The 21071-nt window shown below is 73.2% G+C and carries 18 protein-coding genes; 9 read left to right on the top strand and 9 right to left on the bottom strand.

Going from position 1 to position 21071, the window contains the following annotated elements:
• Positions 1-61: 61 nt before the first annotated feature.
• Positions 62-256 carry an FxSxx-COOH cyclophane-containing RiPP peptide gene (gene fxsA / locus ACZ7BZ_RS15840; protein WP_470358840.1) on the bottom strand — a complete coding sequence of 65 codons (195 nt, stop codon included), beginning with the start codon at positions 254-256 and terminating at the stop codon, positions 62-64.
• Between the two features lie 152 nt (positions 257-408).
• Positions 409-1041, bottom strand: a complete 633-nt coding sequence (pdxH, locus tag ACZ7BZ_RS15835) for a pyridoxamine 5'-phosphate oxidase (protein WP_380455261.1) — start codon at positions 1039-1041, stop codon at positions 409-411.
• Positions 1042-1458: 417 nt separating this feature from the next.
• Between pdxH and ACZ7BZ_RS15830 the strand changes: the two genes are divergently transcribed.
• Together ACZ7BZ_RS15830 and serC are read left to right on the top strand one after the other, a co-directional pair.
• Positions 1459-2559 (top strand): citrate synthase 2, encoded by a 1101-nt coding sequence (locus tag ACZ7BZ_RS15830; RefSeq protein ID WP_470358839.1) that lies wholly within the window; start codon positions 1459-1461, stop codon positions 2557-2559.
• Positions 2560-2713: 154 nt separating this feature from the next.
• A complete protein-coding gene (gene serC / locus ACZ7BZ_RS15825) occupies positions 2714-3838 on the top strand; it encodes a phosphoserine transaminase (RefSeq protein ID WP_470358838.1) in 1125 nt (374 codons plus the stop codon).
• Between the two features lie 313 nt (positions 3839-4151).
• Here serC and thpR read toward each other — a convergent pair whose 3' ends face one another.
• A complete protein-coding gene (gene thpR / locus ACZ7BZ_RS15820; RefSeq protein WP_470358837.1) occupies positions 4152-4739 on the bottom strand; it encodes an RNA 2',3'-cyclic phosphodiesterase in 588 nt (195 codons plus the stop codon).
• Between the two features lie 46 nt (positions 4740-4785).
• Between thpR and ACZ7BZ_RS15815 the strand changes: the two genes are divergently transcribed.
• On the top strand, positions 4786-5304 hold the full coding sequence (locus ACZ7BZ_RS15815; RefSeq protein WP_470358836.1) for a GNAT family N-acetyltransferase: 519 nt from the start codon (positions 4786-4788) through the stop codon (positions 5302-5304).
• A 76-nt stretch (positions 5305-5380) separates the two neighbouring features.
• Here ACZ7BZ_RS15815 and ACZ7BZ_RS15810 read toward each other — a convergent pair whose 3' ends face one another.
• Positions 5381-6922, bottom strand: coding sequence for an MFS transporter (locus ACZ7BZ_RS15810; RefSeq protein ID WP_380455243.1), 1542 nt, complete (start codon positions 6920-6922; stop codon positions 5381-5383).
• 121 nt (positions 6923-7043) lie between these two features.
• Positions 7044-7478, bottom strand: a complete 435-nt coding sequence (locus tag ACZ7BZ_RS15805; RefSeq protein ID WP_380455245.1) for a MarR family winged helix-turn-helix transcriptional regulator — start codon at positions 7476-7478, stop codon at positions 7044-7046.
• Positions 7479-7599: 121 nt separating this feature from the next.
• Here ACZ7BZ_RS15805 and ACZ7BZ_RS15800 point away from each other — a divergent pair, with 121 nt between their 5' ends.
• Positions 7600-8067, top strand: a complete 468-nt coding sequence (locus tag ACZ7BZ_RS15800; RefSeq protein WP_470358835.1) for a VOC family protein — start codon at positions 7600-7602, stop codon at positions 8065-8067.
• A gap of 291 nt (positions 8068-8358) precedes the next feature.
• Entirely contained in the window at positions 8359-9201 is an 843-nt protein-coding gene (locus tag ACZ7BZ_RS15795) for an MHYT domain-containing protein (protein ID WP_470358834.1), read from the top strand.
• 85 nt (positions 9202-9286) lie between these two features.
• On the opposite strand, the gene ACZ7BZ_RS15790 is transcribed toward ACZ7BZ_RS15795, so the two are convergent.
• Both ACZ7BZ_RS15790 and ACZ7BZ_RS15785 read right to left on the bottom strand, forming a co-directional pair.
• Complete coding sequence (locus ACZ7BZ_RS15790) at positions 9287-10999, bottom strand: hydrogenase maturation protein (RefSeq protein WP_470358833.1); 1713 nt, start codon at positions 10997-10999, stop codon at positions 9287-9289.
• Positions 11000-11231: 232 nt separating this feature from the next.
• Entirely contained in the window at positions 11232-12155 is a 924-nt protein-coding gene (locus ACZ7BZ_RS15785) for a DUF4231 domain-containing protein (protein WP_470358832.1), read from the bottom strand.
• A gap of 130 nt (positions 12156-12285) precedes the next feature.
• Between ACZ7BZ_RS15785 and ACZ7BZ_RS15780 the strand changes: the two genes are divergently transcribed.
• On the top strand, positions 12286-12735 hold the full coding sequence (locus ACZ7BZ_RS15780) for a VOC family protein (protein WP_470358831.1): 450 nt from the start codon (positions 12286-12288) through the stop codon (positions 12733-12735).
• A gap of 124 nt (positions 12736-12859) precedes the next feature.
• On the opposite strand, the gene ACZ7BZ_RS15775 is transcribed toward ACZ7BZ_RS15780, so the two are convergent.
• Complete coding sequence (locus tag ACZ7BZ_RS15775; RefSeq protein WP_380460229.1) at positions 12860-14320, bottom strand: NCS2 family permease; 1461 nt, start codon at positions 14318-14320, stop codon at positions 12860-12862.
• Positions 14321-14512: 192 nt separating this feature from the next.
• Here ACZ7BZ_RS15775 and ACZ7BZ_RS15770 point away from each other — a divergent pair, with 192 nt between their 5' ends.
• From ACZ7BZ_RS15770 to ACZ7BZ_RS15760, 3 genes are all read left to right on the top strand, one after another.
• Positions 14513-14815 carry a DUF2530 domain-containing protein gene (locus tag ACZ7BZ_RS15770; RefSeq protein ID WP_380460227.1) on the top strand — a complete coding sequence of 101 codons (303 nt, stop codon included), beginning with the start codon at positions 14513-14515 and terminating at the stop codon, positions 14813-14815.
• A gap of 52 nt (positions 14816-14867) precedes the next feature.
• Positions 14868-17318 carry an HAD-IC family P-type ATPase gene (locus ACZ7BZ_RS15765; RefSeq protein WP_470358830.1) on the top strand — a complete coding sequence of 817 codons (2451 nt, stop codon included), beginning with the start codon at positions 14868-14870 and terminating at the stop codon, positions 17316-17318.
• Positions 17319-17379: 61 nt separating this feature from the next.
• Positions 17380-17622 (top strand): hypothetical protein, encoded by a 243-nt coding sequence (locus ACZ7BZ_RS15760; protein ID WP_380460223.1) that lies wholly within the window; start codon positions 17380-17382, stop codon positions 17620-17622.
• On the opposite strand, the gene ACZ7BZ_RS15755 is transcribed toward ACZ7BZ_RS15760, so the two are convergent.
• Positions 17586-20882, bottom strand: a complete 3297-nt coding sequence (locus ACZ7BZ_RS15755) for a sacsin N-terminal ATP-binding-like domain-containing protein (protein ID WP_470358829.1) — start codon at positions 20880-20882, stop codon at positions 17586-17588. The two genes, ACZ7BZ_RS15760 and ACZ7BZ_RS15755, sit on opposite strands and share 37 nt — an antisense overlap.
• Positions 20883-21071: the final 189 nt, after the last annotated feature.

The following is a 21071-nucleotide window of genomic DNA, read 5'->3' as shown; positions in this document are numbered from 1 at the left end:
GACGGCGGAGAGTTGGCGTTTTCGTCCGGCCCGTGGGGTTTAGCCGACGGTCAGCGGCGGATCACCGGAGTTCGAGCGCCGACTGGAAGGCCGCGAGCGGCTCCGCGCCGGGGGTCAGGGCGTCCGCCACGACCCGGCGCAGCAGGTCGCCGAGGACGGTGTCGGGCAGGGCGTCGAGTTCGTCGAGCGACAGGGCGGCGACGTCGACCAGGTCGGAGTCGAGTCCAGCGGCGGTTTCCGCACCGGTGACGCCCATCAGTCCCTCACTCGATCGTGCCGGCACAGCGGGCTGCCGGCCGGAGAAAAATCACCGACCTGGTCCGCGACGCGCACATTCTACACAAAACGGTGACGACCCGTCAGGTCCGGCCCGGCCGCCGCGCCCGGGCCGGACTCGACCGCCCCCGGTCACGGGCAGAGGCGCTCCACCCGCCAGCCGGTGGGGCTGTCCGGGTCGGCGAGGTAGCGGAGCCGGTCGTGAAGGCGGTTCTCCCGCCCCTGCCAGAACTCGACGCTCTCCGGGACGACCCGGTAGCCGCCCCAGAACGGCGGGACGGGGACGCCCTCGCCCTCGGGATAGCGGCGTTCGAGGTCGGCGTAGCGCTGTTCGAGGACGGCGCGGTCGCTGACCGGGCTGGACTGCTCGCTGGCCCAGGCGCCGAGCTGGGAGCCGTGCGGGCGGGTGCGGAAGTAGGCGGCGGTCTCGTCCCGGCCGACCTTCTCGACCCGGCCCTGGACGATCACCTGGCGGGCCAGCGCGATCCACGGGAAGAGCAGTCCGGCGTACGGGTTGGCGGCGAGCTCGGAGCCCTTGCGGGAGCCGTAGTTGGTGAAGAACACGAAGCCGCGGGCGTCGTAGCTCTTGAGCAGGACGGTGCGCGAGCTGGGCCGGCCCTGGGCGTCGGCGGTGGAGAGCACCATGGCGTTGGTCTCCACCACCCCGGCCTCGTCGGCCTCGTGGAACCAGCGGGTGAACTGGCCGATCGGCTCGGGCGCGAGCTGCTCCTCGGCCAGGCCCTCGTGGACGTAGTGCTTGCGCATCACGGTGAGGTCCGGACCAGGGCGGGCCTCACCGGCCGGGGTCCGGGTGGCGGGGCTCAGGGGCGCCGACTGGGCGCGTTCCGGGGTCTGCACGCCGACATCATCCCGTACGACAAGCAACCGGCACCGCTACCTCCGGACGAACCCCGGTCGGAGTTATGGTGACTCGCCACCGCTTGGCCGCCCGCCGTACGGGGAATTGTCCGGAATCTGGCGTTTGATTCCGGGGCCCCCGGGGGCACGACCGACCCTCGGCGGGAAAGTCAAGTGGCCCCACGGGCAACATCACCGCGGTGGTGTATGGCGCAATGCACCCCGTGCCTGTCACTCTGGCACCGAGTGCCAACCACGATTCGGTCACTGGCGCGCCGCCCCACCACGGCGGAGCGCCGAACACAGAACTGAAGGAGCCGTCGCATGTCCGACTTCGTACCCGGGCTTGAGGGAGTCGTCGCGTTCGAGAGCGAGATCGCCGAACCCGACCGTGAAGGCGGCGCCCTGCGGTACCGCGGTGTCGACATCGACGACCTGGTCGGCCACGTCTCCTTCGGCCACGTCTGGGGCCTGCTGGTGGACGGCAAGTTCAACCCCGGCCTGCCGGCCGCCGAGCCGTTCCCGATTCCGGTGCACTCCGGTGACATCCGGGTCGACGTCCAGTCCGCGCTCGCCATGCTCGCCCCGGTCTGGGGCCTGAAGCCGCTGCTCGACATCTCCGCCGAGCAGGCCCGCGACGACCTCGCCCGCGCCGCCGTGATGGCGCTGTCCTACGTCGCCCAGTCCGCCCGCGGCCAGGGCCTGCCGATGGTCCCGCAGAGCGAGATCGACAAGGCCGAGACGGTCGTCGAGCGGTTCATGATCCGCTGGCGCGGCGAGCCGGACCCGAAGCACGTCAAGGCCGTCGACGCCTACTGGACCTCGGCCGCCGAGCACGGCATGAACGCCTCCACCTTCACCGCCCGGGTCATCGCCTCCACCGGCGCCGACGTCGCGGCGGCACTCTCCGGCGCGGTCGGCGCGATGTCCGGCCCGCTGCACGGCGGCGCCCCGTCCCGGGTGCTCGGCATGATCGAGGAGATCGAGCGCACCGGCGACGCCACCGCCTGGGTCAAGAACGCCCTGGACAAGGGCGAGCGGCTGATGGGCTTCGGCCACCGCGTCTACCGCGCCGAGGACCCGCGTGCCCGCGTGCTGCGCCGCACCGCCAAGGAGCTCGGCGCGCCGCGCTTCGAGGTCGCCGAGGCGCTGGAGAAGGCCGCGCTGGAGGAGCTGCACAACCGCCGCCCCGACCGCGTGCTCGCCACCAACGTCGAGTTCTGGGCCGCGATCATGCTGGACTTCGCGGAGGTCCCGGCGCACATGTTCACCTCGATGTTCACCTGTGCGCGCACCGCGGGCTGGTCGGCGCACATCCTGGAGCAGAAGCGCACCGGTCGCCTCGTGCGCCCCTCCGCGCGCTACATCGGCCCCGGCCCGCGCAAGCCCGAGGGGGTCGAGGGCTGGGACGCCATCGCCCACTGAGCGCACCGCACGCGCGCAGCTCAGCACCACCCCTGACCAGCGGGTCCGGCTCCGGCCGGGCCCGCTGTTCGCATGCCGACGAGCAGTCAAGATCACAATCTCAGCGGGCGGACGACCGTACCCCGGACGGCTCCCCAACCAGTAGGCTGCGCGCGTGGCTCAGATCCAGATCCCCGCTGACATCAAGCCCGCAGACGGCCGTTTCGGCTGCGGACCGTCCAAGGTGCGCCCCGAGGCCCTGAGTGCCCTCGCCGCCACCCAGACCTCCCTGCTCGGCACCTCGCACCGCCAGGCCCCGGTCAAGAACGTGGTCAAGCGCGTGCGCGAGGGCGTGAGCAGCCTGTTCTCGCTGCCGGAGGGCTACGAAGTCGTCCTCGGCAACGGCGGCTCCACCGCCTTCTGGGACATCGCCGCCTTCGGCCTGGTGCGGGAGAAGTCCCAGCACCTGGACTTCGGCGAGTTCTCCTCGAAGTTCGCCTCCTCGGTCAAGGCCGCCCCGTGGCTGGCCGAGCCGACGGTGATCAAGACCGCCCCGGGCACCCACCCGCTCCCGGTCGCCGAGGCCGGCGTGGACGTCTACGGCCTCACCCACAACGAGACCTCGACCGGCGTCGCGATGCCGATCAAGCGTCCGGCGGGCGCGGACGAGGGCTCGCTGGTGCTGGTGGACGCCACCTCGGGCGCCGGCGGCCTGCCGGTCGACATCACCGAGACCGACGTCTACTACTTCGCCCCGCAGAAGTCCTTCGCCTCCGAGGGCGGCCTCTGGCTGGCCACCTTCTCCCCGGCCGCCCTGGAGCGCGCCGCCGAGATCGCCGGCTCCGGCCGGTACGTCCCGCCGTTCTTCTCGCTGCCGACGGCCATCGACAACTCGTCGAAGGACCAGACGTACAACACCCCGGCGCTCTCCACCCTGTTCCTGCTGGCCGACCAGCTGGAGTGGATGAACGGCAACGGCGGGCTGGACTGGGCCGTCGCCCGTACGGCTGATTCCTCGTCCCGGCTGTACGCCTGGGCCGAGAAGTCCTCCTTCGCGACCCCGTTCGTGGCGAACCCGGCCGAGCGCTCCCAGGTGGTCGGCACCATCGACTTCGACGAGTCGGTGGACGCCGCCGCGGTCGCCAAGGCACTGCGTGCCAACGGCATCGTGGACACCGAGCCGTACCGCAAGCTGGGCCGCAACCAGCTGCGCATCGCGATGTTCCCGGCGATCGACCCGGCGGACGTCGAGGCACTCACCCACTGCATCGACTACGTGGTCGAGCAGCTGGCCGGCTGAGCTCCCGAGAACACGGCTGAGGGCCACCGCCTGTGGGCGGTGGCCCTCTCGCCGTTCCCGGGCTGCTTGCCGACCGGCCGGGGCCCGCGGGCCCCGTACCATTCGGCTCGGGCCGGGCCGCCGGCTACTTGCCGACCAGCGAGCTGATCAGGACGACGACCAGCAGCAGCACCAGGGTGCCGGAGACGATGCGCATTCGAGTCTTGGGATCCACGGTCATCGAGCGTACCCGTGGCTCACACCGACACGAATCCCAGGCCCTCATCTCCGGCCGGCTCCAGCCGGCTCCGGTCAGCTCCGCGGCCGGCTCCGGTCAGCTCCAGTCGGCCAGCGCCCAGGAGCGCAGTGACTCGTAGTGGGCGAAGCCCCCGCTCAGGTCGCTCCGCATCAGGTGCAGCTCGGCGGCCTCCCACTCCGGCCCCCGGTACGGCGCCAGCGCCGCCGCCAGGGCCTCCAGCTCGGCCGCCGCGACCCGCTGGACGGCCCGCCGGTGGCCCCGCGAGGAGCCGGCCCGGGCCAGTGTGAGGTGCGGGTGGAAGGCGAAGGCGTCGGTCTCCCCGGTGAACTCGGCGGTGGCCCCGGCCACCGTCTCCGCGAGCCGGCGGATCGCCCAGGTCTGCCCCTCGACCCCGACCCAGAGCACCCGGTCCCCGAACCGGCCGGAGCCCGCGATCCGCAGCCGGTGCACCGGGTGGACGGCGGCCACGGCGGCCAGAGCGGCCTCCAGCTCCGGCAGCCGCTCGGCCGGGACCTCGCCGAGGAAGGCCAGGGTCAGGTGCCAGCCGTCGACGGTGGTCCAGCGCAGCCGGTCCGCCCCGGGCAGCCCCCGCACCGGGGCGACGGCGTCGGAGAGTTCCTGGAGCGCCTCGACGGGCGGGAGGACCGCCACGAACAGTCTCATGATCCAATCTTCCCTCGCCCGACGGCACGGTGTAGAACGGTTGTCCATGAAGATCCGCACCGGGGGTCCCGCGGACGTCCCCGACATCCTGTCCCTGCTCGACGGCGCCATCTCCTGGCTGGCCGGCCAGGACCGCACCGGCCAGTGGGGCGACCAACCGTTCAGCACCATCCAGGCCCGAGTCGACCAGGTCGCCTCGTACGCCGAGGAACCCTTCCTGATCCGCCTCGCGGTGGACGACGACGGCCGTACGGTCGGCTGCTGCGTGGTGGCCGAGCAGCGCGGGAGGTTCGTCCCGCCCTCGGCGGAGCCGGAGCTCTTCGTGCGCTTGCTGGTCACCGACCGCAGTCGCAAGGGCTCCGGCATCGGCGCCGCGCTGATCGCCGACGCCATCGAGGAGACCCGCCGGCGCGGCTTCGACCTGTTGCGGGTGGACTGCTACGCCGGCAACGACCGCAAGCTGGTCGGCCAGTACCGCGCGCTCGGCTTCACCGAGACCGAGGGCTTCGAGGTCGAGCAGCCGTCCGGCGTCTGGCCCGGCCAGGTGCTGGAGATCCGTCTCTGACCGGACCGGTCCGACATGGCGTCAGATGACCCTCGGGAGAAGGCTCCCGAAGGTCATCTGATCACCTGGCGCATCGTCAGCAGGCGGCGGCCAGCTCGGACTTGCGCGCCGGAACGGTGCGCGGCACGAAGGCCACCACCCGCCCGCCGCGGCCCGGGTGGAGGTCGAACCGCACCCGCAGGTCGGCGCTGCGGGCCAGCACCAGGCCGACCGTACCGGCCGCCAGCGCGGACACCAGACCGCAGGCCAGCAGGCCGAGCCGGGGCCCGTACGAGGCGGTGACCCAGCCGACGATCGGGGCGCCGATCGGCGTGCCGCCGGTGAAGACCAGCACCAGCAGGCCCATCACCCGGCCGCGCATCTCGGGGTCGGTTCCCAGCTGCAGCATCGAGTTGACCGAGGTGTTGAAGCTCAGCCCGAACACCCCGATCAGGGTGAGCAGCAGGGCGAAGGTCCAGTAGTCGGGCGCGAAGGCCGCGACCACCTCCAGGGTGCCGAAGGCCAGCGCCGCGGCGACCAGCCGGCGCAGCCGGGGCGCGCCCCGGCGGGCCGCGAGCAGCGCGCCGGCCAGCGAACCGACCGCCATCGCGGTGTTCAGCAGGCCGTACTGCCCGGCGCCTACCTTGAAGGTGTCGTACGCGAAGCCGGACAGCAGCGTCGGGAAGTTGAACCCGAAGGTGCCGATGAACCCGGCCAGCACCATCGGCCAGAGCAGCTCGGGCCGCTCCTTCACGTACCGCAGTCCTTCCCTCAACTGCCCCTTCTCGCGGGCGATCGGCTCGGTCGGGCGCAGCTCGGACTCCCGCATCGCGAGCAGCCCTCCGATCACGGCGGCGAAGGACAGCGCGTTGACGGCGAACGCCCAGCCGCTGCCGACCGCGGCGATCAGCAGGCCCGCGACGGCGGGGCCGACCAGCCGGGCGGTCTGGAAGTTGGCGGCGTTCAGGCTGACGGCGTTGGCGAGGTCCTTGGGGCCGACCATCTCGGAGACGAAGGCCTGCCGGGTCGGGTTGTCGACCACGGTGACCAGGCCGAGCAGCAGCGCGAAGGCGTACACGTAGTACGGAGTCACCACGTCGCCGATGGTCAGTACGGCCAGGCCCGCGGCGAGCAGGCCCATGGCGCCCTGGGTGTAGACCAGCAGCCGGCGCTTGGGCATCCGGTCGGCGAGCACTCCGCCGAACAGGCCGAGCAGCAGCATCGGCAGGAACTGCATGGCGGTGGTGATGCCGACCGCGAGCGGGCTGCCGGTGAGGCTCAGGACCAGCCAGTCCTGGGCGATCCGCTGCATCCAGGTGCCGGTGTTGGACACCACCTGGCCGGCGAAGTAGTAGCGGTAGTTGCGAACGCGCAGTGAGGAGAACATCCCCCGGGGCCGGGTGAACTCGGCGCCGGTCGGCGTTGCGGCCGAACTCGTGGGGGACGCGGCCGAATGGGCTCGGCCCTGAGCGGCGGGGTCCGCCGCGGTGCGTTCGTCGGGGTCGTCGTCGCCGTTGCCGGGCAGTCCGCTGGGGGCGGGTGCCTGGGCGTCGGCGGCCGCGGTGCTGTCCGCGGCGGGGTCGCTGGTCGGGTCGTCGGTACGGATGGCGGCGGCGCTGGCTGCGGCCGGCGGTGTCACGGTGGTCTCCCCTCGTGGCGCGACGACCCTGGCGGGGGCCGTCGCGCTGCTGGTTTCGGTGGTCGGTCCTGCGGTGATGCTGACTCCTTCTCCTCCCGGCGGCCGGCCGGGCTCGGTGTGCCTAGAGGTGTGCGAGCTTGTAGAGCACGGGTGCGGCCTCCCGGAGGACGGCCCACTCCTCCTCGTCGAGCCCCTCGGCGAGCTCGGCGAGCCAGACGTTTCGGCGCCGGCGACTCTCGTCGAGGATCGTCTCGGCCTGCTCGGTGCTGCTGACGACCACCTGGCGGCGGTCCTCGGGATGCGGTTCTCGCCGCACCAGCCCCTTCTCCTCCAGCATCGCGACGATCCTGGTCATCGAAGGCGGCTGCACGTGCTCCTTCCGGGCGAGCTCACCCGGCGTCGCCTTTCCGCACCGGGCGAGGGTGCCCAGCACTCCCATCTCGGTAGGACTCAGCGACTCCTCCACCCGCTGGTGTTTGAGTCGTCGGGAGAGGCGCATCGTGGACGACCGCAGCTGTGAGATCGCTGCGAGGTCCTGCTCGGACATCTCGGGCATCTCTTTAGCTTACGTCATTACTCTCTCTAAAGAAAAACGGGTTCCCGCCGTGCCGGAGGATCGGCCCGGTGCCATATTGGTGAGGGGTGATCGTTCCCGACTCCGGAAGGGCCGACCAGACATGTCCGACCTCGTCTCCGCACCGTCCGCACCGTCGTCACAGGCCGCCGGGTCCGTACCGTCGCCGCAGGCCACCGGGTCCACGCCGGCCCCGCAGGACGACTCCGGCTTCGCCCGGCTCGCCATGGTCACCATCGACTGCGCCGACCCGATCGCGCTGGCCTCCTTCTACGGCGAGCTGCTCGGCTGGGAGACCCGGCACGTGGACGAGCACTTCGCGATCCTGGACAACCCGGAGGGCGGAAGCCCGCTGGGCTTCGGGCGGGTCACCGGCTACCGGCCCGAGCCGTGGACCGAGCCGGACGGCAGCAAGCACTTCCACCTGGACTTCTACGTCGACGACCTGGAGGAGTCCACCGCCAAGGCGCTCGCCCTCGGCGCGACCGAGCCGAGCTACCAGCACGGCCGCACGCTCAAGGTGTTGATCGACCCGGCCGGCCACCCGTTCGGGCTGGCCCCGCTGGAGTAACGCACGAACGCGCCCGAAGGCCATGCGCAGGCGGTGTCAGGGCTTGGTGCCGGGATCTTGCAGGCCGCGTAAAGATCCTCCCTGACCTGGGACTTCACCAAAACCCCGAACATTGTGCGACCGCCGGGTAATGGCTACTCTCCCCGTTGTCAGGGGCACCACACGCCAGGTCTCCCCTCGGCGGAGCCAACTCCCGCGCCCACTGCGCGCGCGTGCCCCGGCCCATTCCCTCCCCCGCCGACGCGCCCGTCCGAGCCCTGGCGCCCTCAACCCCTCGTCCAGGGAGCTCTCTTGGGTGCGATCCACCATGCCGACCACGGCTGGGTGACACCGGCGATCTCGTACTTCGTCGCCTGCCTCGGCTCATTCGTCGCGCTGCGCAGCGCCCGTTGGGCACTCGTCTCACAGGGCCGTACCCGGGCGGTCTGGCTGCTGTTCGCCTCGACGTCGCTCGGCGCCGGGATCTGGTCCATGCACTTCATCGCGATGCTCGGCTTCTCCGTGACCGGGGCCGAGATCACCTACCAGCCCGGGCTGACCGTGGTGAGCCTGCTGGTCGCGATCGCCTTCGTCGGCGTCGGGCTGTTCACCGTCGGGTACTGGCGCCGCAGTCCCGTCCTGTCGCTGCTGATCGGCGGGCTGACCACCGGCCTCGGGGTCGCGGCGATGCACTACCTGGGCATGGCCGCGATGGTCCTGCCCGGCCGGCTCGGCTACGACCACACCACGGTCGCGCTCTCCATCGCCATCGCGGTGTTCGCGGCGACGGCCGCGCTCTGGGCGGCGCTGAACATCCGCGGCACGCTGGCCGTCCTGGCGGCGGCGCCGGTGATGGGCGTGGCCGTCTGCGCGATGCACTACACGGGCATGGCGGCGCTGTCGGTCCACCTGGACTTCTCGCGCTCCACCGAGAGCGGCGTGATGGCACTGCAGTTCGTCTTCCCGCTCGGTGTCGGCCTCGGCTGCTACGTGTTCTTCGGCTCGCTGGCCTTCGCGGTCTCGCCGAGCAAGGGCTCCGGGCAGCCGCTGCTGGTCGGCCCGGCGGCGCCGTTGCCGCCGCGGGTTGCACTCTCGTCCAAGGTCCCGCCGCAGCAGCAGCGGCGGCCGTTGAGCGAGACGCGCGCCCGGCACTGACCCGGGCAGGGCGGCGGGCGTCCGACCGGGTCCCCCACCCCGGTCGGACGCCCGCCGCCTTGCTCGGGCCGGCTGCTCCAGCCGGTCACTCGGGCCGGCCGAGCAGCCCGGTCAGGTGCTCCGGGGTCGCCACCGGGCAGGCCTTGCGCACGAAGTCCCGCCGCAGCGCGTGGTACGGCTCGCCCGCCCGGTAGAAGTTGGCGTGCATCCGGCGCAGCTCCTCGGTCCGGTACTCGGCCAGCGGCTTGGCCTCCTCGTCCACGGCGCGGCGCCGCTTCTTGTCCACCAGCCGCCCGGTGAGCTCCGGCGCCTCCGCCAGCGCGGCGGCCTCCCGGGCCACCCAGCGGCGGAACCCGGCCGGGTCGCCGCCGACCGTACGGTCCACCAGGCCGATCCGGCGGGCGTGTTCGGCCCCGACCGGCAGCGCCTCGGTGGTGAGCCGCTCGGCCTGCTCGGCGCCGACCCGGGCGGGCAGGGTGTACGTCCAGTACTCGGAGCCGTACAGGCCCATCAGCCGGTAGTGCGGGTTGAGCACCGCCGACTCCCGGCACCACACCTCGTCGGCGGCCAGCGCCAGCATCAGGCCGCCGGCCGCCGCGTTCCCGGCCAGGGCGGCGACGGTCAGCTTGTCGTCGGTGGTCAGGATCGCCTCGACCAGGTCGTCCATCGCGTTGATGTTCTCCCAGGACTCCAGCGCCGGGAAGGCCGCGCCCTCGATGACGTTGAGGTGGATCCCGTTGGAGTAGAAGTCCCGGGCCGCGCCCAGCACCAGCACCGAGGTGGGCCGGTCGGCGGCCTCCCGGTAGGCGGCCAGCAGCCGGCGGCACTGCTCGGTGCCCATCGCCCCGCCGGCGTAGCCGAACTCGAGGAAGCCGACGTCGCCGTCCTCGTGGTAGCGCAGCTCCGACCAGGTGTTCCGACGGGCCGCGGCGGCGGGGGTCACCGGCACCTCGCGGACCCGGTGCAGCTCGTCGCCGAGCACCGTGGCGGCCGGCAGCTTGAAGGTGACCGGCCCGCCGGGGGTGCGGCGAGGGCGCAGCTGGGGGATCCAGACCGCGCCGTCCACAGTGGCCCGGCAGATCGCGCCGTCCCGGGTGGCGAGCACGGCACCGGGCTCGGGGCCGCGCAGCTCGTCCTCGGGGTGGCCGCCGTGCAGGAAGAACTCGCGACCGTACAGCTCGTCGAGCACGCCGGGCTGGGAGTCGGCGGCGCGCAGTTTGCGCAGCACGGTGGCGGTGTCGTCCCGCTGCCAGTCGATCCGGCGGGCCTCCTGCTTGAGGAACGGCCGCAGTTCACCGCGCACGTCGGGCCGGGCGTAGTCCAGCGGCTCGGGGCTGAACAGCCCGCCCTCGTACCGCTGGACGGCCAGCAGGACGGCCTCGGTGGCGGCGTCCGCGACCTCGCCCCGGTACAGCTCGCTCTTGCCGCACTCGGGGACGGCGAACTCGACGGACGCCCAGATGTCGCCGGCGTCCATCTCCTCGACGGCCTGCAGCACGGTGACGCCCCAGCGCCGGGCGTCCTCGGTGATCGCCCAGTCGAGCGAGGAGGGGCCGCGGTCGCCCTTCGGGCCGGGGTGCACGATCAGGACCGTCCGGGTGGACCAGATGTCCGCCGGGACGGCCCTGGTGAGCATCGGGCAGATGATCAGCTCCGGGTCGACCCGGGCCACCGCCTCCCTCATCTGCTCGTCGCCGAGGGCGAGTTGGACGGCGACCTGGTGGCCGCGCTCGCGCAGCTCGGTGTGGACGCGCTGGGTCAGGCTGTTGAACGCGGTGGCGATCAGGAGAATGCGCACAGGGGGCCTCCGGGCAGGGACTGCGGGTCGCGCGGAGGCGATGAAACCAGGGCATGGACACGTAATGGTCACGTTCCGTGCCGCGGCGCTCTACCCTCACGCACCCCGCACACCTGTGCCCTCGGCGTGCCCCCGCTTCGCGGTATCTCCCCAGCCCCTCCCCCGAGTTGGTCTGGCGCCGGACACCCGGCACCGGGCACCACCGCCTCGCCACCTCGCCGCCCGGCCCGTCCTACCGCGGGAAGGCCCGGCGGGCCCTCCAGGTGGTGTGCTCGCGGGAGACCGCGTCCTCCGCCTCCGCGGCCAGCCGGGCCCAGCGCTCCTCGGCGTCCGGCGTCTTGAGGTCGAGGTCGGACAGCTGGTTGCCGACGTTCTCCAGCTCGCGCGCGGCCAGCTGGTAGGCGGCGGCCAGCGGGCGCAGCTGCTTGAGCTGGGTCCAGGCGATGATCGCGGCGGCCGCGGCCGAGCTGGCACCGAAGATGTGCACCTCCAGCGCGCCGGTGGCCTGGGCGATGGCCGCCGCCGCGCCGATGATGATCAGCGTCGCGATGCCGAGGCCCCAGGAGACCGCCTGGGACTCGCAGGACTCCGCCCGGGAGCGGTACCAGGTGCGCTGGCCCTCGACCCGGGTGCGCAGATAGAGGGTGCGCCGGGCGGTGAGGCTGTCGGCCCGGGCGCGGCGCATCTCCTCGGTGATCTCCGGGACGCTACCGGGCGGCACGATCTCCGGGTCCTCGAAGGCCCGCAGCACGTCCTCGACCTGGAGCAGGTAGCCGCGGTCGGCGTCCGGCGACTCGGCCTCGCCGCCGAACGGACTGGCCCGGACGCTGTACTTCCAGGCCAGCGTCTTGACCGACTCGGCCGCCGCCCGCGCCTCGTACCACCGGCCCTGCGGGTTGCCGCGGCGCAGCCGGGACCAGAAGTAGCCGGCGACCAGGAAGGCGGCCACCGAGAACAGTGGCTTGATGTCGCTGTCGCCCTTGTGGTCCGGGCCCGGCAGCGCGCCGATCAGCGCGGCGACCACCAGCATGGCGATCAGCCCGCGGTGCCAGCGGAGCGTCTCGCGCTGTCCGTCCAGCGAGGCCTTGTCCGCCCGCCAGAACAACTCCGGCAGCAGTCGCGCCTCGACTCCCCCGGGCGGATCCTGTTGCACCATCGGTCGAGTCCCCTCCCCGTCTCCGTCCAGGCAGTATGCCCGCCGCCAACTGCCCTACACAGTCACCTTTTTGACACCTTTCGACCGTCGGTGATTGCCCCTTCCAGCCGTCACCGGTACAACCGGTTACATGCCGTTGCACTGGAAACTCGTCGTCGACTGCGCCGACCCGCACCGCCAGGCCGCGTTCTGGGGGGCCGCCCTGGACTACGCCGTCGAGGACCACCGCACCCTGATCAGCCGCCTGCTGGACTCCGGCGCGATCACCCCGGACGCCCTCACCGAGGTCGACGGCCACCCCGCCTGGCGCACCCTCGCCGCGGTCCGCCACCCCGAGGACCCGTACGACCCGGTCTCGGACACCGGCCTGGGCCGCCGCATCCTGTTCCAGGCCGTCGGCGAGGACAAGGAGGCCAAGAACCGCCTCCACCTGGACGTCCACCCCGGCCCGGACGGGCGCGCGGCCACCGTGGCCCGCCTCGAATCCCTCGGCGCCACCGCCCTGCGCGAGGTCGCCGAGCCCGGCGGTGCCTGGACCGTCATGGCCGACCCGGAGGGCAACGAGTTCTGCGTCCACTGACCGGACGGCCCACCGACGGAACCCCGACGGGCCCGAAAACCCGACGCCCCCGGAAACACCGACCCCGGAAACACCGACGGCCCCGCACCCGAGCGGGTGCGGGGCCGTCGCGGGCCGTACGGCGTCAGAGCAGGCCGAAGGCCGGCATCAGGTAGTAGAAGGCGAACACCGCCGCCACCACGTACATCGGGGCCGGCACCCCGCGCCCGCGCCCGGCGGCCAGCCGCAGGACACAGAAGGCGATGAAGCCGAAGCCGATGCCGTTGGTGATCGAGTAGGTGAACGGCATCATCACGATGGTCAGGAAGGCCGGGATCGCGATGGTGTAGTCCGCCCAGTCGATCTCCTTGATCGAGTTGGCCAGGATCAGGAAGCCGACCGTGACCAGGGCCGGGGTGGCGGCCTGGGCCGGGACCATGGTGGCCAGCGGGGTGAGGAAGAGCGCCAGCACGAAGAGCAGGCCGGTGACGATCGAGGCGAAGCCGGTACGGGCGCCCTCGCCGACGCCGGCGGTGGACTCGACGAAGCAGGTGTTGGCGGAGGCGGAGGTGGCGCCGCCGGCCGCGGTGGCGATGCCGTCGACCATCAGGATCCGGTTGATGCCCGGCAGGTCGCCCTTCTCGTCCAGCAGGTGGGCCTCGTCGGCGACGCCGAGGATGGTGCCCATCGCGTCGAAGAAGCAGGACATCAGCACGGTGAAGACGAACAGCGCGCCGGTCAGCACGCCGACCTTCTCGAAGCCGCCGAACAGGCTGACCTTGCCGACCAGGCCGAAGTCCGGGGCCGCCACCGGGTTGCCGGGCCAGGCGGGGACGGTGAGGCCCCACTTGAGCGCCGGGACGTCGGCGAACTTGTCGATCACCACGGCCACCGCGGTGGAGGCGACGATGCTGATCAGGATCGCGCCGGGCACCTTGCGGATGACCAGGACCAGGGTCAGCAGCAGGCCGAAGACGAAGACCAGCACCGGGAAGCCGAGCAGGTGACCGTTACCGCCGAGCTGCAGCGGGACGGTGGTGTGGGCGGCGTCCGGGATCCGGCTCACGAAGCCGGAGTCGACCAGGCCGACCAGGCTGATGAACAGGCCGATGCCGATCGCGATGGCCTTGCGCAGGCCGAGCGGGACGGCGTTCATGACCCGTTCGCGCAGGCCGGTGGCGACCAGCAGCATGATCGCGAAGCCGGCCAGCACCACCATGCCCATGGCGTCCGGCCAGGTCATCTTGGGTGCGAGCTGCAGTGCCACGATGGTGTTGACGCCGAGTCCGGCGGCCAGGCCGATCGGCACGTTGCCGATCACGCCCATCAGCAGGGTGGTGAGACCCGCGGTGAGGGCGGTGGCGGTGACCAGCTGGGCGCTGTCCAGGTGGGCCCCGGTCATGTCCGTGGCGCTGGCCAGGATGATCGGGTTCAGCACCAGGATGTACGCCATGGTGAAGAAGGTGGCGACACCGCCGCGGATCTCCCGCGGCAGGGTGGAGCCGCGCTCGCTGATCTTGAAGTAGCGGTCCAGGGCGCCGGAGGGGGGTACGGGCGCGCTGGGGGCGGGTTCGGGCGACTCGGTGGCCGGCTGGACCACAGGCATGCGGGCGTCCTCTGTGGGGGAGCTGAGGAGGGGGACACCCGGGACGACGGTGGCCGGGCGTGGACCTTTAAGTATGGTTTCCGGATCGCACCCGCGCTATCTTCGCGCGTAGAGCGCCGATGGCGTCCGGAGCCCGTCGACCGGGCACCCGCCACGTCCCCCGAGCCCCCCGCGCACCGTACGCTAGGCCCCATGCCCAAGACGCCGCTGCACCCCTCGCCCCCTCCGCTGGAGGCCAATGACGTCGCCATCGTCGGCGGCGGCACGGTGCTGTGGTTCGTCGCCTTCGTCGCCCTGCTCCCCTTCCAGGGCAGCCTCTCCGACCACGGCCACGGCAGCTGGCCGTGGATCTGCCTCTCCGGCGGCCTGCTCGGCCTGATCGGCCTCTGGTACTGCCGCGCCCGGCGGGACGCGATCGCCCGCAGCCGCGCCGCCGAGGCCGCGCGGCACACCGCCGGGGACGACGGTCAGGACCCGGCCACCCAGTCGGACTGAACGGTCCTTTAGTAGCACGCATCGGACATAAGGCACCCGTAGAGTCGGTGCCATGACGCAGCCTGCCCAGCCAGCGGAAGAGCAGCCGACCGACGGGAACCGCCTGGACGGAGCGCACCCGCTCGGGCTGCTGCCCGGGCGGCGCGGCGGCCTGACCGCCGCCGAGGTCGCCGAACGGGTGGCGGACGGACGGGTCAACGACGTCCCGGTGCGGTCCAGCCGGTCCGCCAAGGAGATCGTCCGGGCCAACGTCTTCACCCGGTTCAACGCCATCATCGGCATCATGTTCGGGATCATCCTGATCGTCGGGCCCCTCCAGGACGGCCTGTTCGGCCTGGTCATCGTGGCCAACACGGCGATCGGCATCATCCAGGAGCTGCGCGCCAAGAAGACCCTGGACAGCCTGGCCCTGATCGGCGAGGCCAGACCGCAGGTCCGCCGGGACGGCGCCGTCCAGCAGGTCCCGGTCTCCGAGATCGTCCTCGACGACACCGTGCTGCTCGGCATCGGCGACAAGGTGATCGTGGACGGCGAGGTCACCGAGGCGGACAGCCTGGAGATCGACGAGTCGCTGCTCACCGGCGAGCCCGACCCCGTCCTCAAGCAGCCCGGCGACCAGGTGATGTCCGGCAGCTTCGTGGTGGCCGGCGCCGGCGCCTTCACCGCGACCAAGGTCGGCCGGGAGGCCTACGCGGCGCAGCTGGCCGAGGAGGCCAGCAAGTTCACCCTGGTGAAGTCGGAGCTGCGCACCGGCATCAACAGCATCCTGCGGTTCATCACCTACCTGCTGATCCCCACCGCCATCGGTCTGATCATCAGCCAGCTGGCCGTGGAGGGCCGCGACTGGCGCGAGGCCGTGCGCCGGATGGTGGCCGGCATCGTGCCGATGGTCCCCGAGGGCCTGGTGCTGCTGACCTCGGTCGCCTTCGCGATCGGCGTGATCCGGCTGGGCCGCCGGCAGTGCCTGGTCCAGGAGCTGCCCGCGATCGAGGGCCTGGCCCGGGTGGACACCGTCTGCCTGGACAAGACCGGCACCCTCACCGAGGGCGGCATGGACGTCGTCGACCTGCGGGTGCTCTCCGACGGCGACGCCGACCCGGTCGGCAAGGACGCCATCGAGCACGCGCTCGCCGTGATGGCCGGCGCCGACGCCCGCCCCAATCCGTCCATGCAGGCCGTCATCGACGCCTACGGGCGCGGCGACGGCCCGGGCGGCCACGGCTGGCGGGTGATCGAGGCGATGCCCTTCTCCTCCGCCCGCAAGTGGAGCGGCGTCCAGCTGCTGGAGCCCCAGGGTGCCGAGGCCAGCTGGCTGCTCGGCGCCCCTGACGTCCTGCTCTCCGCCGGGCACCCGGCGCTCGCCGAAGTGGACGAGCTGGGCGCCCAGGGCCTGCGGGTGCTGCTGCTCGGCCGCACGCCCGTCCCGCTGGACTCCCCCGATCCGGCGGCCGGCCTCACCCCGCTGGCCCTGGTGGTGCTCCAGCAGCGGCTGCGCGCGGACGCCGCCGAGACCCTGCGCTACTTCGAGGGGCAGAACGTCGGGGCCAAGGTGATCTCCGGCGACTCGGCCGTCTCGGTCGGCGCGGTGGCCGGCCACCTCGGACTGCCCGGCGCGGCTCACCCGCTGGACGCCCGCACCCTGCCGCAGGACCCGGAACAGCTCGCCGAGGCCGCGGACCGGACCAGCGTCTTCGGCCGGGTCACCCCCCAGCAGAAGCGCCAGCTGGTCGGGGCGCTGCAGTCGCGCGGCCACACCGTGGCGATGACCGGCGACGGCGTCAACGACGTGCTCGCGCTCAAGGACGCGGACATCGGCGTGGCGATGGGCACCGGCTCGGACGCCACCAAGGCCGTCGCCCAGATCGTGCTGCTGAACGACTCCTTCGCGACCCTGCCCTCGGTGGTGGCCGAGGGCCGCCGGGTGATCGGCAACATCGAGCGGGTGGCCGGGCTGTTCCTGGTCAAGACGGTGTACTCGGTCCTGCTGGCGCTGCTGGTGATCTTCACCCACTCGCCGTACCCGTTCCTGCCCCGGCACTCCACCGTGCTGTCCACCCTCACCATCGGCGTGCCCGCCTTCTTCCTCGCCCTCGCCCCCAACAACGAGCGGGCCCGCACCGGCTTCGTGAAGCGGGTGCTGCGCCTGGCCGTCCCCGGCGGCGTCATCGCCGGCACCGGCACCTTCGTCGCCTACGCGCTGGCCCGCTCCAATCACGCCACCGACCTCAGGGCCGACACCAGCGTGGCCACCCTGACGCTCTTCCTGATCGCCATCTGGGTACTCGCCATCGTCGCCCGCCCGTACAACTGGTGGCGGCTGCTGCTGATCGGCACCATGGGCTTCGCGTTCGCCCTGGTGCTGCTGGTGCCGTTCCTGTCGGACTTCTTCGAGCTCTCCCTGGTCGGCCAGCGCGACCCGTGGACGGGCGTGGCCATCGCCGTGGTCTGCGGGGTGCTGCTGGAGGTCGTCTGGGGCTGGATGAAGCGCCGCGGCATGGAGTGAGCCCCCGGAGCCCCCCGGAGCCCCCCGACGGCCCTAGCATGGCCCCGAAAGGGGGTGCCGAATGGCACGCAAGGGCGGGGAGCTGGAGGCGTTCACCGCCTTCCTGGGCGGACTGCTGGCGGCCGGACTGGTGGCGCTGGCGATGACGGGCGTCGGCCTGGCGGTCAGGCCGACGCCCGCACTGAAGACGGCGGCGCTGGTGACGCTCGGCGCGGTCTGGCTGACCGTCACCACCACCGTCTACCTGCGGCTCAAGCCGCGTGCCGGTCAGCCTTCGAAGTCCCGGGCCGCGGACAACTCGTAGGCCCGGTCCGGCTCACTGAGCGCGGCCAGCACCTCGAAGCGCCGGTGCCACTGCCCGACCGACCAGGCGAGCCCGGCGGCCAGGCCCTCGGGGGTGGCCGCGTGCAGCAGTCCGGGCACCGGCGGGACCTCGAACTCGTCGTCCTCGTCGCCGGCTTCGGCCAGCTCCGGGTCGTACGGCGGTTCCGGGGCGTCCGCCTCGTGGTCCCAGCGCCAGTCGACCGCGGCCTCGCCGCCGTCCGGGCCGACCACCAGCAGCTCCTCGTGCTCCTCGTAGGCGACCGGGCAGCCGGGCAGCAGCTCCCGCACCACCGCCGGGACGCGGTGCAGCACGCCCTCGGAGAGCACCCGCCCGCCGGCCACCTCGCTGGCCAGCGACACGTGCAGCCGCTCGGCGAGGTCCGCGGCGAGCGCCGGGGCGACCGGCAACAGCGGGTACGGGTGCAGGAGTTGGACCAGGTCGGGGGCGTCGGCCACGACCGCCTCGGTGGCGTCCACGATCACCGTGTGGTCCGGACGGCGGCCGGTGGTCGGGTCCAGCGGCGGCAACGCCCGTACCACGTCGAGCGGTTCGATCCGCTCCCGGTCGACCCGGGCCAACGCGCTGTGGATGCCGTGCAGTTGGCGGTGCCCGACCTCGGCGGCCGGGTCGGTGAGCCGGTCCAGCACCTCGTCCGGGCCGTGCACCTCGGCGAGCAGCGCGGCCAGCGTGGTGCGCACCCCGAGCGCGTGCAGGAACTGGTCGTCCAGGGTGGTGCGCGCCTCGTCGTACAGGCCGCGCAGCAGCGGGTCGGCGCCGGCGGCGCGCAGCCCGGCGGGCTCCCGGCCGCCCAGCACCGGGTGGTCGCGCAGCCACCAGGCGGTGTACGGCGGCAGATCGGCGTAGTTGCCGTCGGGCAGCAGGGTGCGCACCGGGTTGACCACGGCGTCCCGGTACGGCGGGCGGGCGAGCGCGGCCAGCGCCTCCGGCCAGGCGTCGTCGTCCACCAGGTCGAGGTCCCGGACGGCCAGCAGTTCGGCGGCCACCGGCGGGACGCCGATCACCTCGTCCGCGTTCAGCGCCTCCAGGGCGTCCTCGGCCCACTCGGCGAGCCCGTCGGGCGCCTCGTCCACCAGCCCGGTGGGGTGGCCGCCGGCCGCCCGGTCGGCGGGGGCGGTGGGGTCGAGGCGCTCCAGGTCGTCCGGGTCGAGCACCACGTCCTCGGCGCGCACCAGCACGAAGTCGGCCAGCACGCCGACGGCCACGAGCACCTCGGGGCCCCAGCGCTCCAGCAGCTCATCGTCCACCCAGCCGGCGTCCTCCTCGCGGGCGAGGGCGGCGAACGGGCTTCCGGGCAGCACCAGTTCGCCGGCCCGGGCGGGCTCGCCCTCGTCGTCCAGCAGCACCAGCCGGGCCAGCCAGGGGTGCTCGCCGGCGGCCGGGGCGGCGGCCTTCACCAGGGCGAGGACGGCGTCGGCCAGTTCCAGCGCGGCGTCCAGGTCGTCGTCGGCCAGCTCGTAGGAGCGGGCGACGGCGGCCCGCACCTCGGGGGTGTCCAGCACCCCGGCCGGGGTGGCGGTGCCGGCGCCCAGCTTGGCCAGCAGCGGGTGGGCGGCCTCGGGGTGGGCGAGCCGCAGGTCGAGCGCGGCCAGCGCCCCGGCCAGCGACTCGGGGTAGCCGGGGAAGGCCGCCCAGTCGGCGTCCTCGGAGGGCAGCAGGACCCGCCGGGGCCCGGTGACGGTCCGCCCGTCGGCGAGCGGCACGGGCAGTGCGCCGAGCGACTCCGGGTCGGCGGCGCCGAGCGCCGCGTACAGGTTGCGCCACCAGGCCGGGTCCCGGTCCAGGCCGCCGAGCTGGTCCACCACTTCGGCCAGCGGCACCCGGCGCACGTTCAGCACCCGCAGCTCGCTGCGGCGCTCCAGGCCGGCCGGCAGCAGCCCGGGGAAGATCGGCGCGAGCGCCTCCACCACCGAGCCGTCGGCGCCCTCCAGCAGGGTCGCGTCCCGGGGCCGCAGCGCGGGCGTGCCCTCCTCGACGCCGCCGGGGTGCGGTAGGAACGGCGTACCGGGCAGCCGGGACAGCACCGCGGCGCGCAGCGCGTTGTCCAGCGCGCCCTGCCCGAGCGGCCCGGGGACGAGGCCGAGCGAGCCGAGGTCCGCGCCACGGGCCCGCAGCAGATCGGTGTAGCTGTCGGCGGCGCGTTCGGTGAGGAAGTCGGCGAGCGCGCCGGGGGCGATGTGTCGACGGGTGGAGTCCAGCGGGTACGAGGCGATCAGCAGCGCGGGCAGGCCGATCGGCTCGTCGCTGGGGGTGGGCGCGTGCAGCACCGGCGCGATGGCGGGACGCTGCGGGGCGCCGTCCTCCGCGACCGGGACGGCCCAGGTGACCGTCCAGTACGGGCGGGCGCGCTCCTCGGTGGGCCGGTCGGCGAGCAGTTCGGCGTCCAGCCGGCCGGAGGCGCCGGCGGTCTGCCAGACGGTGCGCCGCAGCCGGCCGCCCTCGTCGTCGGTGACGGTGACCTCGGTGACGCCGTCCGGGCGCGGCTCGGCGGCGCCGCGGGTGAGCGTCCGGGTGCCCTCCGGGGTCTCCACCACGACCTCGGCCAGGCCGGGCAGGGTGAGCAGCAGGGCGTCGTCGATCGCGGCCAGCAGGCGCCGGGTCAGGTCCTCCGCGGCGGCGTCCCGCAGCGGCAGCACCACCACGGTGTCGTAGCCGGCGGGGGCCGGGCCCTCGGCCGCGAACGGCAGTCGCAGCAGCGGCACGTGGCCGTCCCGGCGGCGCAGTTCGTCGGTCAGCGCCGGCTGCGCCTCGGCGAGCGAGCGGGCCTCGCCCAGCGACCAGCGGACCCCGCCGGCGGCGCCGAGCACGGCGGGCTCGTCGGTGACGGCGAGGACGGCGGCGAAGCCGACGCCGAACCGGCCGACGGCGGGCTGCTCGCCGCGCTTGGAGGAGGCGCGCAGGGTGGACAGCGACTCGACGGCCGCGGCGTCCAGCGGGGCGCCGGTGTTGGCGGCGGCCAGCACGCCGTCGGCGAGGGTCAGCCGCAGCCGACCGGGGCCGTGCCCGGCCCGGAGGGCGGCGTCGGCCGCGTTCTGCGCCAACTCGACCACCAGGCGGTCGCGGTAGCCGCCGAGCGCCAGTTCCTCCTCGGCGTTGGCGTCCTCCCGGAACCGGGCCGGCGAGGCGGCCCAGGCGTCCAGCACCCGTCGGCGCAGCGCGGCGCTCCCGAACGGGTCGGCGAGGTGCTCGTTCGTGCCGCTGCCGATGATCCGAGGTTCCACTGGACCTGCCGCCTTCCGCCGCCCTGTACGTCGTAGGGGCATTCTTCCCTGCCCCACTGACTGCTCCCGACCACGGCCCGGTCCGGTGGGCGCCGACGGGCCGCGGTCGGCCGGGGAATCCGCAGGCGAAGGCCCGTCAGCGGCCGGTATCCGGGGGCCCGGTCCGGAACTCCGGCCCCAGGAGCCCCA

This window comes from Kitasatospora sp. NPDC036934, assembly GCF_055608425.1.
Note: the sequence above shows the minus strand (reverse complement) of the source record. Positions and strands in the feature narration are given on the sequence as shown.

What these genes read in the sequence shown, in the direction of transcription:
- ACZ7BZ_RS15775 (WP_380460229.1), bottom strand. Translation starts at nt 14,320, where the DNA reads ATGCCTGTGGTCCAGCCGGCCACCGAGTCGCCCGAACCCGCCCCCAGC.
- ACZ7BZ_RS15805 (WP_380455245.1), bottom strand. Translation starts at nt 7,478, where the DNA reads ATGCCCGAGATGTCCGAGCAGGACCTCGCAGCGATCTCACAGCTGCGG.
- ACZ7BZ_RS15765 (WP_470358830.1), top strand. Translation starts at nt 14,868, where the DNA reads ATGACGCAGCCTGCCCAGCCAGCGGAAGAGCAGCCGACCGACGGGAAC.
- pdxH (WP_380455261.1), bottom strand. Translation starts at nt 1,041, where the DNA reads ATGCGCAAGCACTACGTCCACGAGGGCCTGGCCGAGGAGCAGCTCGCG.
- ACZ7BZ_RS15780 (WP_470358831.1), top strand. Translation starts at nt 12,286, where the DNA reads ATGCCGTTGCACTGGAAACTCGTCGTCGACTGCGCCGACCCGCACCGC.
- ACZ7BZ_RS15760 (WP_380460223.1), top strand. Translation starts at nt 17,380, where the DNA reads ATGGCACGCAAGGGCGGGGAGCTGGAGGCGTTCACCGCCTTCCTGGGC.
- ACZ7BZ_RS15800 (WP_470358835.1), top strand. Translation starts at nt 7,600, where the DNA reads ATGTCCGACCTCGTCTCCGCACCGTCCGCACCGTCGTCACAGGCCGCC.
- ACZ7BZ_RS15815 (WP_470358836.1), top strand. Translation starts at nt 4,786, where the DNA reads ATGAAGATCCGCACCGGGGGTCCCGCGGACGTCCCCGACATCCTGTCC.
- thpR (WP_470358837.1), bottom strand. Translation starts at nt 4,739, where the DNA reads ATGAGACTGTTCGTGGCGGTCCTCCCGCCCGTCGAGGCGCTCCAGGAA.
- fxsA (WP_470358840.1), bottom strand. Translation starts at nt 256, where the DNA reads ATGGGCGTCACCGGTGCGGAAACCGCCGCTGGACTCGACTCCGACCTG.
- ACZ7BZ_RS15770 (WP_380460227.1), top strand. Translation starts at nt 14,513, where the DNA reads ATGCCCAAGACGCCGCTGCACCCCTCGCCCCCTCCGCTGGAGGCCAAT.
- ACZ7BZ_RS15785 (WP_470358832.1), bottom strand. Translation starts at nt 12,155, where the DNA reads ATGGTGCAACAGGATCCGCCCGGGGGAGTCGAGGCGCGACTGCTGCCG.
- ACZ7BZ_RS15830 (WP_470358839.1), top strand. Translation starts at nt 1,459, where the DNA reads ATGTCCGACTTCGTACCCGGGCTTGAGGGAGTCGTCGCGTTCGAGAGC.